The organism is Actinoplanes solisilvae, assembly GCF_003999975.1.
In the GTDB taxonomy this organism is placed as follows: Bacteria; Actinomycetota; Actinomycetes; order Mycobacteriales; family Micromonosporaceae; genus Actinoplanes; species Actinoplanes solisilvae.
The window spans coordinates 61,734-77,422 of the sequence record NZ_RJAC01000019.1; the positions used below are offsets into that span (position 1 = coordinate 61,734).

17 protein-coding genes are annotated in these 15,689 nt (G+C 70.4%); 11 read left to right on the forward strand and 6 right to left on the reverse strand.

Translation table 11 applies throughout. From position 1 onward, the window contains the following. Positions 1-140: 140 nt before the first annotated feature. Entirely contained in the window at positions 141-1,163 is a 1,023-nt protein-coding gene (gene hrcA, locus EER30_RS34365) for a heat-inducible transcriptional repressor HrcA (protein ID WP_127504857.1), read from the forward strand. Between the two features lie 17 nt (positions 1,164-1,180). Next, positions 1,181-2,320, forward strand: coding sequence for a molecular chaperone DnaJ (gene dnaJ / locus EER30_RS34370; RefSeq protein WP_127504859.1), 1,140 nt, complete (start codon positions 1,181-1,183; stop codon positions 2,318-2,320). Positions 2,321-2,541: 221 nt separating this feature from the next. Here the strand turns inward: dnaJ and EER30_RS34375 are convergent, their stop codons facing one another. Further along, a complete protein-coding gene (locus EER30_RS34375) occupies positions 2,542-3,732 on the reverse strand; it encodes a DUF4241 domain-containing protein (RefSeq protein ID WP_127504861.1) in 1,191 nt (396 codons plus the stop codon). Positions 3,733-3,826: 94 nt separating this feature from the next. Then, a complete protein-coding gene (locus EER30_RS34380; protein WP_127504863.1) occupies positions 3,827-4,459 on the reverse strand; it encodes an FMN-dependent NADH-azoreductase in 633 nt (210 codons plus the stop codon). A gap of 91 nt (positions 4,460-4,550) precedes the next feature. Here EER30_RS34380 and EER30_RS34385 point away from each other — a divergent pair, with 91 nt between their 5' ends. After that, on the forward strand, positions 4,551-5,120 hold the full coding sequence (locus EER30_RS34385) for a MarR family winged helix-turn-helix transcriptional regulator (protein ID WP_205650540.1): 570 nt from the start codon (positions 4,551-4,553) through the stop codon (positions 5,118-5,120). On the opposite strand, the gene EER30_RS34390 is transcribed toward EER30_RS34385, so the two are convergent. Next, positions 5,107-5,937 (reverse strand): IclR family transcriptional regulator domain-containing protein, encoded by an 831-nt coding sequence (locus EER30_RS34390; protein ID WP_240670476.1) that lies wholly within the window; start codon positions 5,935-5,937, stop codon positions 5,107-5,109. The two genes, EER30_RS34385 and EER30_RS34390, sit on opposite strands and share 14 nt — an antisense overlap. 11 nt (positions 5,938-5,948) lie before the next feature. Continuing rightward, a complete protein-coding gene (locus tag EER30_RS34395; protein ID WP_127504865.1) occupies positions 5,949-7,334 on the reverse strand; it encodes an amidohydrolase family protein in 1,386 nt (461 codons plus the stop codon). Positions 7,335-7,519: 185 nt separating this feature from the next. On the opposite strand from EER30_RS34395, the gene EER30_RS34400 reads away from it, so the two are divergent. From EER30_RS34400 to EER30_RS34420, 5 genes are all read left to right on the forward strand, one after another. Beyond that, complete coding sequence (locus EER30_RS34400) at positions 7,520-8,650, forward strand: CaiB/BaiF CoA transferase family protein (RefSeq protein ID WP_127504867.1); 1,131 nt, start codon at positions 7,520-7,522, stop codon at positions 8,648-8,650. Then, positions 8,635-9,405: a citryl-CoA lyase gene (locus tag EER30_RS34405; RefSeq protein WP_164842587.1), complete on the forward strand. Its 771-nt coding sequence runs from the start codon at positions 8,635-8,637 to the stop codon at positions 9,403-9,405. Before EER30_RS34400 ends, EER30_RS34405 begins: the two co-directional genes overlap by 16 nt. A gap of 13 nt (positions 9,406-9,418) precedes the next feature. Continuing rightward, entirely contained in the window at positions 9,419-10,282 is an 864-nt protein-coding gene (locus EER30_RS34410) for a DODA-type extradiol aromatic ring-opening family dioxygenase (protein ID WP_127504869.1), read from the forward strand. After that, the gene (locus EER30_RS34415) at positions 10,279-10,641 is read left to right on the forward strand and encodes a hypothetical protein (protein ID WP_127504871.1); all 363 of its coding nucleotides are present in this window, start codon (positions 10,279-10,281) and stop codon (positions 10,639-10,641) included. The genes EER30_RS34410 and EER30_RS34415 overlap by 4 nt, the downstream gene beginning before the upstream one ends. 62 nt (positions 10,642-10,703) lie before the next feature. Further along, the gene (locus EER30_RS34420; protein WP_240670477.1) at positions 10,704-11,597 is read left to right on the forward strand and encodes a quinone oxidoreductase family protein; all 894 of its coding nucleotides are present in this window, start codon (positions 10,704-10,706) and stop codon (positions 11,595-11,597) included. Positions 11,598-12,029: 432 nt separating this feature from the next. On the opposite strand, the gene EER30_RS34425 is transcribed toward EER30_RS34420, so the two are convergent. Next, positions 12,030-12,842, reverse strand: coding sequence for a sigma-70 family RNA polymerase sigma factor (locus EER30_RS34425; RefSeq protein ID WP_127504875.1), 813 nt, complete (start codon positions 12,840-12,842; stop codon positions 12,030-12,032). A 120-nt stretch (positions 12,843-12,962) separates the two neighbouring features. Between EER30_RS34425 and EER30_RS34430 the strand changes: the two genes are divergently transcribed. From EER30_RS34430 to EER30_RS34440, 3 genes are read left to right on the forward strand one after another with little or no spacing between them, the layout of a single operon-like run. Beyond that, complete coding sequence (locus tag EER30_RS34430) at positions 12,963-13,421, forward strand: carboxymuconolactone decarboxylase family protein (protein ID WP_127504877.1); 459 nt, start codon at positions 12,963-12,965, stop codon at positions 13,419-13,421. Between the two features lie 42 nt (positions 13,422-13,463). After that, positions 13,464-14,117: a hypothetical protein gene (locus EER30_RS34435; protein ID WP_127504879.1), complete on the forward strand. Its 654-nt coding sequence runs from the start codon at positions 13,464-13,466 to the stop codon at positions 14,115-14,117. 14 nt (positions 14,118-14,131) lie between these two features. Continuing rightward, positions 14,132-14,863 (forward strand): 16S rRNA (uracil(1498)-N(3))-methyltransferase, encoded by a 732-nt coding sequence (locus EER30_RS34440; RefSeq protein WP_127504881.1) that lies wholly within the window; start codon positions 14,132-14,134, stop codon positions 14,861-14,863. Here the strand turns inward: EER30_RS34440 and EER30_RS34445 are convergent, their stop codons facing one another. Continuing rightward, positions 14,864-15,670 (reverse strand): hypothetical protein, encoded by an 807-nt coding sequence (locus EER30_RS34445; RefSeq protein WP_127504883.1) that lies wholly within the window; start codon positions 15,668-15,670, stop codon positions 14,864-14,866. Between the last annotated feature and the right edge of the window lie 19 nt (positions 15,671-15,689).

Sequence of the window (15,689 nt, forward strand, 5' to 3'; positions counted from 1 at the left end):
GCGGTCGAGAGCGACATGCGATCCGGTCGGTGAATAGACAGTCCCCGCGATCATCGCGCTGCCGCCGGTGGCGACGTAGACTGGCACTCGGTCAGTAAGAGTGCCAGGGAAATTCAAGCGTGCCGGGCGAGGGAGGGGTCATGAGTCTGGATGACCGCAAGCTCGAGGTGCTGCGGGCAATCGTCGAGGACTACGTCGAGACGCAGGAACCGGTCGGCTCCAAATCGCTGGTCGAGCGCCACCAACTCGGCGTCTCCCCGGCTACGGTGCGTAATGACATGGCCGTGCTGGAGGAGGAAGGTTACATTCGGCAGCCGCACACCAGCGCCGGCCGCGTGCCGACCGACGCCGGCTACCGCCTCTTCGTCGACCGGCTCTCCCGGGTCAAGCCACTGACCCCGGCCGAGCGCCGCGCCATCGAGCGTTTCCTGATCGGCGCGGTCGACCTCGACGACGTCGTCCACCGCACCGTGCGGCTGCTCGCCCAGCTGACCCGCCAGGTCGCCGTCGTGCAATACCCGTCGCTGGCCCGGTCCTCGGTCCGCCACCTCGAGCTGGTGCCGATCTCCACGACGCGCCTCATGCTCGTGATGATCGCCGACACCGGCCGCGTCGAGCAGCGCCTGGTCGAGCTGCCCGGCCCGATCGCGGCCGACGACGTGACCGACCTGCGCCGCCGCGTCAACGAAAAACTGGCCGGTCAGAAACTGGCCGACACGCCGCCGCTCGTGCAGACCCTGGTCGACGACTGCGCGCCCGGCAGCCGCGCCACCATGGCCTGCCTGGCCTCGGTGTTGCTCGAGACGCTCGTCGAGCGCAGTGAGGAACGCCTCGCCTTGGCGGGCACGGCTAATCTGACTCGTGGGGGCGTGCTCGACTTCCAGGGCACGCTGCGCCCCGTCCTCGAGGCACTCGAGGAAGAGGTCATCCTGCTGAAGCTGATCGGCGACCTGGAACCGAGCACCACCCGGGTCCGGATCGGCGACGAGAACAAGATCGACAACCTGCGGTCGGCGTCGGTGGTCAGCACGGGCTACGGCCCAGGGGCGACGATCGTCGGTGGGCTCGGTGTGCTCGGTCCCACCCGGATGGATTACCCCGGCACCATCGCGACCGTTCGTGCGGTGGCACGCTACGTGGGCGACCTTCTAGCACAGAACTGACGAGGATTGCGGAGCCCGTGGCCAAGGACTACTACGGCATTCTCGGCGTGAGCCGGGAAGCCACCGACGACGAGATCAAGCGCGCCTACCGCAAACTGGCTCGGCAATATCACCCGGACGTCAACCCCGATCCGGAAGCGCACGAGAAGTTCAAAGACATCAACGCGGCCTACGAGGTCCTCTCCGACGACCAGAAGCGTCAGATGGTCGACCTCGGCGGCGACCCCCTCGCGCCCGGCGGCGGCGCGGGTCCCGGCGGTCCCGGCGGCGCCGGCCCGTTCGTCGGCTTCCAGGACATAATGGACGCGTTCTTCGGCAGCGCGGCCGGCGGCAGCACCCGCGGCCCGCGCCCGCGCACCCGTCCCGGCGCCGACGCGATCCTGCGCCTCGAGCTCGACCTCGTCGAGACCGCGTTCGGCGTAGAGGCCCCGATCACCGTCGACACCGCCGTCCTGTGCACCCAGTGCTCCGGGGCCGGCACGGCCCCCGGCACCCACCTCGCCACCTGCGAGACCTGCGGCGGCCGCGGTGAAGTGCAGAGCGTGCAGCGCACGTTCCTCGGCCAGGTCGTCTCGTCGCGCCCCTGCGCCACCTGCCAGGGACACGGCACGGTCATCCCGCACCCCTGCCCCACCTGTGCCGGCGACGGCCGCGTCCGCACCCGCCGCTCGCTGACGGTGAAGATCCCCGCCGGCGTCGAGGACGGCATGCGCATCCGCCTCGCTCAGCAGGGCGAGGTCGGCCCCGGCGGCGGCACCCCCGGCGATCTCTACGTCGAGATCCACGAGCGGCCGCACGACGTCTACTCCCGCAAGGGCGACGACCTGCACTGCCGGGTCACGCTGCCGATGACCGCCGCCGCGCTCGGCACCCGCCTCACGATCAAGACGCTCGACAGCGAAGAGGGCATCGAGGTCAAGTCGGGCACCCAGCCGGCCAGCACGCTGCGCATCCGCGGCAAGGGCGTCCCGCATCTGCGCGGTCAGGGCCGGGGCGATCTTTTCGTCCACCTCGACGTCAAGACGCCGACGAAGCTGACGGTCGACCAGGAGCGCATGCTCCGCGACTTCGCCAAGACCCGCGGGGAAGACGTCGCCGAGCTGAGCAAGCAGGGCGGCTTCTTCAGTCGGATGCGCGACGCTTTCAACGGCCATTAAAGCCAAGATCAAGGGCCTGTCGTAGCGGGGTGGTGGGTTGCCGGCCGTCGCTCCCGCCGAGGGCCGTGGTGGGGTGAGCAGGGCGTTGGCGCGCCCAGAACGCTCACCCCACCACGGCGACCTGCGTAAATGGTCGCGCCCGAAAACCGGTCAGGGCGTGAGGGTCCAGCGAGCGCTGACTGCCCCGGCGCAACGCGCGGTAGGCGTGCGGAGCCGGCCGCCTAGCCCTCCTGGTCGAACAGCAGCATGTCGGCGACGAACGTGACGACGCGGCCGGAGTGGTCGCGGCCGATCCACGTCGGGTAGTAGCCGTCGCCCCAGCCGCTCGACCAGGCGATCAGGTCGCCGTCGGCCTGGTTCGTGAAGCGCTCGCGCGTCAGTTCCAGGTCCGTTCCCTCGCTGGAGATCCGTCCGAGGTGGTCCTCGTCGACGAAGCAGGCGATGCCGGTCTCCACCGTGAAGCCGAAGAACTCCCCGTAGCCCAGGTCGAACGGGTCCTGGCCGTCGCGCAGGGCCATCTCCCAGGTGACGGGCCGCCGGTCGGCGACGTCGAGGCGGACGGCCGCCACGAACCGGTGCTCCGGATCGTCGGTGAAGCTCGCGAGGCTGACTGTCACGGGATAGGTGCCGGGGGTCACCGTGGTGCGGAACGACTCCGGGTCACGGTCGAACCGGGTGGGGTCGGCCGCGACCAGCCGGCCCGACGGCAGGTTCAGCTTGCCCGCTGGGAAGGTCGAGATGCTCATGCGCCGCCCGTCCGCCGAGCCTTCGGCGCCGTTGCGGAACAGCGTGTCGAGGCCGCGGGGACGCTTGGGCCGCGGGGGATGCCACGGCCGCTCGCCGGAGGCGGACACCGGGAGGACGTGGTAGCCGTCGTCGACGATCTGGAAGGGACCGTCGGTCTCGACGGGAACCGTGCACTCCTCCCGGTAGGGCCCGGTGCAGATCTCGGCGTGGACCCGGCCGGTGCGGTCGAGCAGCGCCTTCCACCGGCCGAAGGCGGGGATCGGCAGGCGGGGCGGGGTGCGGCCGAGGTCGCTGAGGGTGTGCGGGCCGCCCCGGGCACCGGTCGACTCGATGGAGTCGATCCGCAGGCCGCCGATCTGCCAGGTGGTGCGGTGGCGCGACGGGCGGTCCGACGTGGTCGTGACGCGCAGGAAGAGGTCGCCCTCGGGAGCGCGGCGCAGCTCGTGGGTGGCGATCGTGCGGCCCCCGGTGCCGAGGCGGGTGACCCCGACGTAGCCCTCGGCCCACGAGATGTCGAGCACGAAGTGCGGGCGCCCGCCGGCGAGCAGCACCACGGTGTACGGCTCGCCGGCGGAATCGCGGCTTTCGGCCCGGTCGGCGGTCAGCGGGTTGACCAGTGCGCCGTTCCAGCCCTCGCAGTAAACCGCCGCCACAGTGGTCTCCATGAGCGGCGATCTTTGCAGGGTTCACTCCGTTTTACCGCCCCGCAGGTCCGAACATTTCCCCGCGAGAGCGGCACGACAGCGGGACGAGAGTGGATCAGCGCGCGGCGAGGGTGCGCCCGGCGTGCAGCGCGGCCTCGTGGGCGGCCTTCTTCATCAGTTCGCCGGTCTCGATGAACTGGTCGAGCACCGGGTTGACGCCGGCCAGGGTGAACTCGCGCTCGATCATGGTCAGGTCGCCGCCCCACAGGTCCTGGACGATCGTGCGCAGGTAGGCGGTGTTGTGGTCCCAGCCCTCGCGCGGGCTGCCGGGGGCGTAGGAGCCGCCGCGGGTGGTCAGCACGATCACCGGCTTGCCGCCGAGCAGCTTCTCGGACGGGTCGGTGCCCGCGAGGACCAGGTCGACCCAGGTCTTCACGTGCTGGGAGACGCCGTAGTTGTAGAACGGCAGGGCCAGGATCGCCGCGTCGGCGTCACGCAGTTCGGCGGCGAGCTGCCGGGCGAGGGCGACGGCGGTGCGCTGCTCGTCGGTGCGCTGGTCCTCGGGTGTGAAGTTGGCGTGCACCACGGTGGCCCAGGCGTCCGCCGGCAGGGGCGAGGCGCCGAGGTGACGGCGTACGAAATCGGTCTCCGGACGGACCGTGGTCCACTCGGCCTCGGCGAGGTCGGCCAGTTCGCTGGAGGCCGACGCCGGGCCCTGGATGCTCGCGTCGATTCGAAGAACAGCCATGTGCTTGCTCCCTCACGGATTGAATGTTCAAGTCGACTGTTGCACGACAGTGTTGAACATTCAAGTCGCGGGGGGCGGCTATTCTTCCGGAGTGAGCGATGACACGACCGAGGCGGTTCCCTGGCTCGACAGTGAGGAGCGCGCGGCCTGGATGACCCTCATCGCGATGCTGATGGCCCTTCCGACCGCGATCGACGCCCAGCTCAAGCGCGATTCGGGGCTGAACTTCTTCGAATACTCGATCCTGGCGTCGCTGTCCCAGCCCGATGATCACGCCGTGCAGATGAGCAACCTGGCGATGCTGGCCGGCGGCTCGCTGTCCCGGCTGTCGCACGCCGTGAGCCGCTTGGAGCGCCAGGGCTACGTCGAACGGCGCACCAACACCGTCGGCGAGAGCCGCTGCATCGAGGCCGTGCTCACGCGAGAGGGCATGGCCATGCTCGAGGCGGCCGCCCCGGATCACGTACGGGAGGCTCGTCGTCTGGTCTTCGACCGGCTGAGCCCGACCCAGGTGCGGCAGATGCAGCGCATCGCCCACGAGCTCGCCGCGACCGCGTCACCCGAGGCGGTCAAGGCCATCGACCTGGCGATCGAGATGGCCGACCAGGCCGAGAAGGCCGCGGCCGGCGACGGTGAGCCGCCGTCCTTCAGGCGCTGCTAGTGACGGTGCTCGCGGGGACGGCGGCGGTGAGTGACCAGTCGTGGCCGATGTCGGCCGCGGTGCGCAGCAGTTTGGGCAGGTAGTCGTCGATCAGGGTCTCGACCGACGTCTCGGCCGCGTGCACGGTGACGTTGATCGCGGCGACCACTCGTCCGTCGCCGTCGCGCACACCGGTGGCGATCGAGCGGATGCCCGGCGCGAGGTCCTGATCGGCCAGTGCCCAGCCCTTGGCCCGCACCTCGCGCAGTGACGCGTCGACGTCCTCGGCCGTGGGCTGCCAGCGCGCGCGGATGCCCGAGCGGGACGGCTCGGCCAGTGCCGCGGTGAGCTCGCCGGGCGGCAGCGACGCCAGCAGCACCTTGCCCATCGACGTCGCCGGGGCCGGGAAGCGAGTGCCGATGGTGACCGCGAGCGTGACGATCTTCGGAACGGCGACCCGCGCCACATAGACGATGTCGCCGCCGTCGAGCTGGGCCATCGACGTCGACTCGTTGGTCAGCGCGACCAGCTTCTCCATGTGCGGACGGGCGACGTCCCACATGTTCAGGGCATTGACGTACGCCATGCCCAGCTCCAGCACGCGCGGGGTGAGCGCGTGCCCGCGGCCGTCGGCGCGCACGTAGCCCAGCGCCTCCAACGTGATCAGGATGCGCCGCACGGTCGGGCGGGCGAGGCCGGTCTGCGCGGCGATCTCACTGAGCGTCATCGCCGGGGTGCCGGGGCGGAAGGAGCGCAGGACGTCGAGTCCACGAGCCAGAGCCTCGATGAAGTCGGGTCCCGCACCCCTTCCGCTGTCCGTCATCCCGCTCTGGCGCATGAGAGGGAACCCTACTTGGTGTACTGATACGGGTTGTGCAGGATCCGGGCCTCGGGGATGTCCGGGTTCATGCCGCGCTTCCAGGCCTCCTCGCCGAGCGTCTCGCGCAGGTGGTCGAGCGTGGCGCCGACCTTCGCGCGGGCGGCGGCCAGATCGGTGTCGACCAGCTTGCCGTCGCGCTTGACCACCCGGCCGCCGACCACGACCGTGTGCACGTCGCCGCGCGCCGCCTGATAAGCCACATGCCCGTACGGGTTGAGCACCGGATACATCGCCGGCGAGTCGTCGTTTTTGATCAGCACGATGTCAGCCTGGCGGCCCGGGGTGAGCGCGCCGATGGTCGAGTCCATGCCCAGCGCCTTCGCGCCGCCGCGCGTGCCCCAGTCGACGACGTGCTCGGCGCGCAGGTGGTGATGGGTGACCGTCTCCTGCTTGCCGTGCGCCTCCATGTGCTCGCGTACGCGGTCGGCGCTGAGCGTGGTGCGCATCGCCGAGAACAGGTCGCCGCTCCACCACACGCTGGTGTCCATCGACAGTGACACCGGGATGCCGTGCTTGCGCAGCTGCCAGGTGGGCGGGTATCCCTGCCCGGCGCTCTGCTCGCTCTCGGTCGACACCGACACCGAGCCGCCACTCGCGGCGATGCGCTGATAGGAGTCGTCCGACAGCGTGGCCGCGTGCACGTAGACCTGGCCCGGGCTCATGAAGCCGTTGTCGTGCATGAGGCGGATGCCGTCGTCGTTCGTCGCGCCCCAGACGCCGGCGTGCGTGGTGACCGAGACGCCCAGTTCACGAGCGACCTCGAAGGCGGCCTTCTCGGGGAACGCGGGGTCGCCGGGAACGTCGAAGGCCATCTGGAAGCCGGCCAGCTTGCCGCCGTCGATGCGACGCCGATAGAAGTCCTGGAAGGCCTTGGAGGTCGACCACTCCCACGGCCCCTGCTGGATGTTTCCGTAGGCGAGCACGAACCGGCCGGGCACCGCCTCGAGCGCGTCGACGGCCGCGTCGGCGTGGTCGGTGCTCTGCAGGCCGTGCGACCAGTCGACGGTCGTGGTGACGCCGGAGTCGATCGCCTCGAGAGCGCCGAGCAGGTTGCCGGCGTAGATGTCCTCGGGCCGGAAGTGCTTGCCCGACTCGAGGTAGTACCAGACGAAGTATTGGGTGAGGGTCCAGTCGGCGCCGTAGCCGCGCATCGCGGTCTGCCACATGTGCCGGTGGGTGTCGATCATGCCGGGCATGATGATTCCGCCGGAGGCGTCGATCTCCTCGTCGCCGTCGGGGGCGGTGAGGTTCGGCCCGATCTCAGCGATCTTGTCGTCGACGACCAGCACGTCGGCGTTCTCGAGCACGGTGTGCGAGTCGTCCATGGTGAGAACCAGGCCATTGCGGAAGATCATCGGCCATCCTTTCCAGGAATTCGGACCACTGTCCGCTGGCCGGGCAGGGCGAATGCGGTCAGTGTGCTACCGGTCACTTTCGAGGTCAATAGTTTGTTTCGGCGAGATCAACGAACCGTTGACACCGAGGGTGTACGGGGGCAAGCTGACTCGGCGGACAGGTGTCCGCAGAACGGGCGGTTCGAATGTCTGCAACGGGTCCACTGGCCGGCTTGCTGGTCGCCGACTTCTCCCGCATCCTCGCGGGGCCGTACGCGACCATGCTCCTGGCCGACCTCGGCGCGCAGGTCGTCAAGGTCGAAGGGCCGGCCGGCGACGACACCCGCACCTGGATGCCGCCGGTACGCGACGACGTGTCGACGTACTACCTGGGCATCAACCGCAACAAACGGTCGATCGCGCTGGACCTCAAGGTTTCCGCAGACCTCGCGGACGCGCAGGAACTCGCCCGGCGGGCCGACATCATGATCGAGAACTTCCGGCCGGGCGGGCTGGCGCGTTTCGGGCTCGACTACGACACCGTGTCGGCCGGCAACGAGAAGATCGTCTACGCGAGCATCAGCGGGTTCGGCACCGGAGCGGGCGCCGGCCTGCCCGGCTACGACCTGATGGTGCAGGCGATCTCCGGCCTGATGAGCCTCACCGGCGACCCCGACGGCTCGCCCTACCGCGCCGGCATCTCGGTCTTCGACGTCATGGCCGGCCTGCACGCCAACATCGGCATCCTGGCCGCGCTGCACCACCGTGGACAGACCGGCCGCGGCCAGCACGTCGAGGTCAACCTGCTCAGCTCGGCGCTCTCCGGGCTGGTCAACCACTCCAGCGGCTACGTCGCCGGCGGCACCGTGCCGTTCCGCATGGGCAACGCGCACCCGAGCCTCTTCCCGTACGAGCCCCTGCCCACCGCCGACGGAGAACTGATCATCATCGCCGGCAACGACGGGCAGTTCCGCAAGCTGTGCCAGGTGCTCGACCTGCCCGGGCTGCCCGACGATCCCCGCTTCGGGCGCAACCAGGACCGCACGGCCAACCGCGAACAACTCCGGCCTCTGCTCGTCGAGCGGCTGGCCACCCGTACGAAAGACGAATGGTTCCGTGACCTGATCGCGGCGGGCGTGCCCTGCGCCCCGATCAACACGATCGACGGCGGGGTCGCGTTCGCCGAGGAACTGGGCCTCGACCCGGTCGTCACCACCGGCGGCGTGCCCGGCATCCGCAACCCCATCACCTTCAGCGAGACCCGGCCGGGCTACGAACTGCCGCCGCCCGGGCTGGACGAGCACGGCGAGGAGATCCGCAAGTGGCTGAGGAGCTGAGTTTCCCGACCGGCATCGGCACGTCGACCCCCGACACCATCTCGCTGCTGGGTCACGACCTGGCCGCCGAGCTGATGGGCCGGGTCGGCTTCGGCGAGCTGGCGTTCTGGCTGGTCGCCGGTCGTCGTCCCACCCCGTCCGAGGTACGGGTCTTCGAAGCGGTTCTCGTCGCGCTGGCCGACCACGGTTTCACGCCCACGGCGATCGCGGCCCGCCTCACCTACCTGTCGGCCCCCGAGTCGCTGCAAGGCGCGCTCGCCGCCGGGCTGCTCGGCGGGGGATCGCGCTTCCTCGGCGTGACCGAGGACTGTGGACGATTCCTGGCCGAGACCCTGGTGGACGCGGGCACCGAACGCGACTACGACAAGATCGCGCTGGACGCCGTACGCAAGGCTCGTGATGAGAAACGGCTCATCCCGGGCCTCGGGCACCCCGTGCACAAAGAACAAGATCCGCGTACGCCCGTGTTGATCGCGATCGCCGAGAACGAAGGGCTACGCGGGCCCCACCTGCGGCTCTTCGAAGCGATCGGGCGGGTGCACCCCGAGGTGCTCGGCCGCCGGCTGCCGCTCAACGGCGCCGGGGTCTGCGGGGCCGCCCTGGCCGACCTCGGACTCCCCACCGACCTGCTGCGCGGCTTCGCGCTGCTGGCCCGCGCGGCCGGCCTGCTCGGGCACCTGGCCGAAGAACGTCGACGGCCGCTCGGCATGGACATTTATCGCACCGTCGACCGTAACGCCGTCTACGAGCCCTAGGAGATCGACTTACATGGCCAGCATCGTCGCGGTCATCGCATCCACCCATCACCCGTTCTACTACAAGGCCAGCACGGCCACCGGCGAGGACCGGCCACCGTTCGCCGACGAGTGGACCCGCAAGATCCTGGCCTTCCGTGAGACGCTCACCCGCGCGAACCCCGACGTGCTCGTGATGGTCGGCTCCGACCACTTCCACCAGCTCTGGCTCGACAACATGCCGCAGTTCCTCGTCGGCAAGGCGCCGTTCTACGACGCCAACTGGTACAACGAGGAGCGCGAGTTCGGCCTGCCGCGCATGCTGCTCAAAGGGCAGGAGGACCTGTCCTCGCACATCCTGCGGGCCGGCCTCGACGAGGGCTTCGACCTGGCCTTCAGCAACGAGCTGCGCATCGACCACAGCATCACGTGCCCGATCATCACGCTGCGACCCGAGGCCGACCTGCCGATCGTGCCGATCTACACGAACATCTTCGCGCCGCCGCTGCCGCAGCCGTCGCGCTTCGTGAAGCTGGGCGAGACGATCCGCAAGATCGTCGAGGAGTGGCCGTCGGACCTGCGGGTCGCCATCGTCGGCACCGGGCACCTGTCCCTCGAGCTCGGCGGCCCCCGGCAGTTCGGGCCGCACGGGCCCGACCCCGAGTTCGACCGCCGCGCCGTCGAATGGATCGCAACCGGCGACCTCGACAACTGCGTACGCGAAGTGACGCTCGACAGCCTGCACAGCCCAGGGAACGCCACCCACGGCTTCATGGACTTCATGCTGATGATGGGCGTGGCGGGGGCCGGCGCCAAAGCCGATCACGTCGACACTCTTGATTTGTTCCACACGATGGAGGCTTACTTCACCTGGTACCCGAACGGAGTCCCGGCGTGAGCAAATATCTGCTGAACAAATTCCTGTACACGGTGGACAGAGATCCGGAGCTGGTGGAGCGCTATCGGTCCACGCCCCGTGAACTGGTGACGTGGTGGGAAGCATCGCAGGCCAACGCGGTGCTCAACTGCCACACCGGTGAGGCCAGCACGTGGCTTCGGCTCACCGACGAGGAGCGGTCAGCCCTCATCGACCAGGACCACGTACGCCTCTTCGCGCTCGGCGCCCACCCGTTTCTCACGCTGACCCTGTTCATCGCCATGTTCGAACGGGACAACACCGAACCCCTCGAATACCAGAAGGCGTACGGGGCTCGGCTCGCCCACTTCGACCTGCCCTACCCGGACATCGCGACATGATCCCCGCGGCCGTCCTGCGCATGTGTGGCCGACCGCCATCGGTCGAGCAGCGACGGCCGCCCGTGCCCGGAGTCGGCGAGGTGCCGATCACGGTCACGGCGGCGCCGATCACCCCGCTCGACGTCCTCTGCGCCACCGGCACCAGCTACTTCGGGCCGCCCGCCACCCCGTACGTCCCCGGCGTGCAGGGTGTCGGGCACCGCGACGACGGCACCCCGGTCTGGTTCGCCACCTCGGCCGGAATGCGCCCCGGCGACGGCAGCATGACCGCGGCCGTCTCGGTCCCGTTCGTCGACGTCGTGCCCCTGCCGCCCGACGCGCCACTGCCGCTGATCGCCGCACTGGGGCTCTCAGCGGTGGCGGCGCACGCCGCCCTGACCCGCACCGGCGGGCTCACCGAGGGCGAAGTGGTGGTCGTGCTCGGCGCGGGTGGGGTGGTCGGCCAGGCCGCTGTGCAACTCGCCCTGCTGGGCGGGGCGTCCCGGGTGATCGCGGTATCCCGCTCCGCCGCCGGCCGGGACCGTGCCGTCGCGCTGGGCGCCGAGGCGGCAGTGCCGTTGCTGCCCGACGACGACCCGGTCACGCTGGCCGACCGGCTGCGCGCCGTGTCCGGCCTGGTCGACCTGGTGATCGACCCGCTCTTCGGGGTGCCGGCCGCAGCGGCGCTGAAAGTCCTGCGCCCCGGCGGCCGCCTGGTCAACCTGGGCAGCTCGGCCGCCGCAACCGCACCGGTCGACTCCGCGACGATCCGGGGCGGCTCCCTGAAGATCCTCGGCTACACGAACAACGGCCTGTCCGTGGGCGAGCGAGCCGACTCGCTGGGCGTGGTCGCCACCCACGCGACAGAGGGCCGCCTCACGGTCTCCCACGAGGTAGTGCCGTTCGGCGACGTCTCCACCGCATGGTCCCGCCAGGCCGCAGGCGACGCCGGCGGCCGGATCGTGCTGACGCTTTAGAGTCCCGGGCTCCCCGCGGTCAGTCCTGGCTACGAACACGTCTTCGCGGCCCAATGGACTGGACGGTCTCGGCTCGGGCTCGCGCACACGCCGCGGTGGCTGGGTGGTTGCGCCCGGGCCTGCTGGCGGGCCCGGGCTCGCGGCTTCGGCTTGGCACGCAGTTCGATGCTTTTCCAGGATCCGGGGCTCTCCCGGCTCGATCGTGGCGGGGTCACGGCGAGCCCGACCGCGACCACGAACCGCTGATCCCTGATACGGGGGTCTCGATTGCGGCCGAGTGCCCTGGAACGTTGACTTCGCATCGGTCCTGCGTTCTCCACAAGCCCCCGTTTTCCACAGGCCGCCCTCCAAAGATCACCCGTTCCGACGAGAATGGAGCGGTGGGGGCCTCCCCCTGGGGAGGGCGGGGTCTGTGATTTTGGGGGCGGCGAATCACGGCAGTGGCAAGACCTCCATCTGGCGTACGCGGTCGGGGTCGGTGGTGGCCTCGAAGGCGGTGATTCGCCCCTCGGCGACCGTGACGGTCACGACCAGCAGGGTGTCGCCGTCCGGGGCCACCCGGAAGCCCAGCGCGCCGTCGACCAGGGCCGGGAAAGCCCCCTGCGCCTTGCCCACGTAGAGCCGGGCCACGTTCTGCGCGCCGCGCGACAGTTCGGCGTCGTCGACCCGCAGGCGTACGTCGGGGTCGAGCAGGCTCAGCAGGGTCTCGAACTCGCCGTCGCGGGAGGCGGCCAGGAACGCGTCGACGATCGTGCGGTCGGCCGGGCGACCCGCGGGCTGGGCTCGTACCCTGCGCCGGGCGCGGCTGGCCAGCTGGCGGGCGGCCTCGGGGGAGCGGCCCACGATGGGCGCCACCTCGTCGAACGGGACGGCGAACAGGTCGTGCAGGACGAAGGCGAGTCGTTCGATCGGGGTCAGCGTCTCGAGGACCACGAGCAGCGCCAGTCCGACCGAGTCGGCGAGCAGCGTCTCGGTCTCCGGTTCGGCCTGCGATGACGGGGCGGCCGGGGGTTCGGTGGTGAAGGCGTCCTCGCGGCGGGCGGTCCGGGAGCGCAGCATGTCGAGGCAGACTCGGCCGACGACCGTGGTCAGCCAGGCGTCCAGGTTGTCGATCCCGTCGGCGCCGGTGCGGTTGAGGCGCAGCCAGACCTCCTGTACGGCGTCGTCGGCCTCGGCGGTCGAGCCGAGCATGCGGTACGCCACGGCGCGCAGCCGCGGCCGGTTCGCCTCGAAACGCTCGTCCATGTCATCCCCCGTTTGTGTCCTGGGTCACATCGGTCACGTCGATGTGACCTCGTCCGTCGCACCACCGACGGATGAGAGCGCGCCGATGTGACGCGCCGCCGCGAGAAACCCAGGAGAATCATGCAGGTTCGGATGGACAACCCCGCCACGCTGCTGCCGGACGCGGTCAAGGCGATCAACATCCTCTACAAGACGGTGCACTCGGCCGGGGTCGATCCGGCCACGATCGAGCTTGTCCACCTGCGGGCCAGCCAGATCAACGGCTGCGCCCCGTGCGTCGAGTCGGGGGCCCGCAACGCCCGCAAGAACGGTGAGACCGACGAGCGACTGTTCACGGTGGCCGTCTGGCGCGAGACGCCGTTCTTCACCGACGCCGAGCGGGCCGCGCTCGACCTGGCCGAGCACTCGACCCGCCTGGCCGACAACCCGGACGCGGTGCCCGACGCCGTGTGGGCCGAGGCGGCGCGGCACTTCGGCGAGAAGGAACTGGCCGCGCTGGTGCTGTGGATCGCCACGACGAACTTCTTCAATCGCATCAACGTCACGACCCGCCAGCAGGCGCCGCAGAACTGGGGGTGACAGGTCTTCAGTGGATCGTTCCGGAGGAATAGCATCCGGGGCATGACGGGGAGTGAGGTGCCCCGCGGTGTGCGGGTGGCAGCCGCGCTGGCCTGGCTGATGGTGCCGGCCGGCGCGTTGCTGGCCGCCGCCGGGGTGCTCGACCTGCTCTGGTGGGCCTCACCCGACGCGCGGCAGCTCACCGCGATGATGCAAGACATCGAGACCGAGTACGGTATTCCGCCTCCCTCGCTCGTCCGGGCGGGCGGCGGCGCGATCGCCCTGGTGCTGCTCGGCGCGGCCGGAATGGCGTACGCGGGCTTGGCGCCTTTGATCCACAGAGGTGTGCGGTGGGCGCGCGCGTGGGCCCTGTCCGGCGGTTCGGTGATCTTCCTGATCGGACTGCTGACCATCGGCTCCGACGCGAGCCGCCCCTCCTACCTGCGCGATTTCTACGCGTCGCTGACGTGGACGACGATCGGCGACCGCATTCCGCGCATCCAGGCGATGCTCTACCCGGGGTGGTACCCCTGGTTCGAGGACGCGGCTCAGGGCCTCGCCGCCGCGGTCGCCCTGGCCGTGGTGGTCTCGCTGGTCGCGGTCGTGATCTCGCATCCCGACCATTTCCGGTCGCGGGGCGAGAGGGGCGAGCCCGACGAGTGGGACGCCGCGATCAGCCGCATCCGGGCCGCGCAACGCCCGCAGGATCGGGGCTGAGATAGCGTTCGGGGGTGTCCGCCCCGCTCTTCCTGGTCGAAGCCCTGCCCGCCGGCGTCACCTGCACGCTCGATGGCCCCGAGGGGCATCACGCCGCCACGGTGCAGCGGCTGCGCGCCGGCGAGACGCTGATCCTGGCCGACGGTCGTGGCGGCAGCGCCACCGGCCGCGTGACCGAGGTGCGCAAGGGCAGCGTCGCCGTCGAGATCGTCGGCCGCGAGCACGTGCCGGCGGCCGACCCGCGCCTGGTCGTGGCGCAGGGCATCGCCAAGGGCGACCGGGGCGAGCTGGCCGTGCAGGCGATGACCGAGATCGGCGTCGACGAGATCCTGCCGTGGGCCGCCGCGCGGTCGGTGGCTCAGTGGCGCGGCGACCGGGGCGGCAAGTCGCGGGAGAAGTGGGTGGCCACCGCGCGTGAGGCGGCCAAGCAGGCGAGGCGGGCGTGGCTGCCGGTGGTCGGCGGCGATCCGGACTGCTCGACGAAACAGATCGCGGCCCGGGTGGGCGAGGCCACGGCGTTCGTGCTGCACGAGGAGGCGACCGAGTCGCTGACCTCGGCGGCGCTGCCTGCCGCGGGCGACATCGTGCTGGTGATCGGGCCCGAGGGCGGCATCAGCGAGGCCGAGGTCGAGACGTTCGTCGCGGCCGGGGCGACCGCGGTGCGGCTGGGGCGCGAGGTGCTGCGCACGTCGACTGCGGGAGTGGCGGCTCTATCGGTTTTGTCGGCGCGGTTGGGGCGCTGGTAGTCAGCCGCGCTTGCGCAGCCCGCGATAACGGCGGCGTTCCAGCCCGGGAAGCAGAATGTGCTCGTCGAGACCCTGACCGGTGGCGACCTGCTCGGACATGCGGGCGGCCAGCCGCCGGATCACCAGACGACGCAGCCCCCGCGCCTCGATCTCGCCCGTGAACGAGCCCGCGAGACGGTTCAGGCGGCGCCCCTGCTCGGCGATGGCCGGTTCGAGGGCGGGAAAGGGTGCGTAGAGCGCACGACTGGACGCTTCCGAGCCGGCCATCGGCACGAACGGGACGCCCAGCAGGGCTAGGGTGCGATGAGTGCGCTGGTCGAGCAGGCCGACCAGATGCCGTACGCCCGCCCGGTGGCCCGCCAGCACCAGGGTGCGCGCGAGTAGGGCGCTGACCGTCAGTCCAGCTTTACTATCTCGGTAACCGGATAAATTACCGAGAGTAGCGACGTCCCAGATCTTTCCCTCGTGCAGCTCGTGCGCGTCGACGATGGCTGACAGCTCGCGGCCGATTCGCTCCGGGGCGTCGTCGAGCGCCCGCCCGCCGCCGTCCACGACCCGTCCGGCGGCGGCCGGCAGCCCGGTGCGACGGTCGAGCACGAGCAGGAAGATGCTGCGCTTCTCGTGCTCGCGGTTGCTTGACACGACTGCCTGGAGCTGGGGTTCAATGGTCCGCACGACGTCGGCCGTAGGATCGGACGGCCCGAGCGCGAGGGCGAGGAAGCGGCCGGTGGCCGGGTGTGCGGCGATCGCGGCGGCGCAGTGCCGGGCCAGCGCCCGCTCGTCGAGCTCGTAGAACGTCGGCGACATACGGGGGCCGTCCTAACGG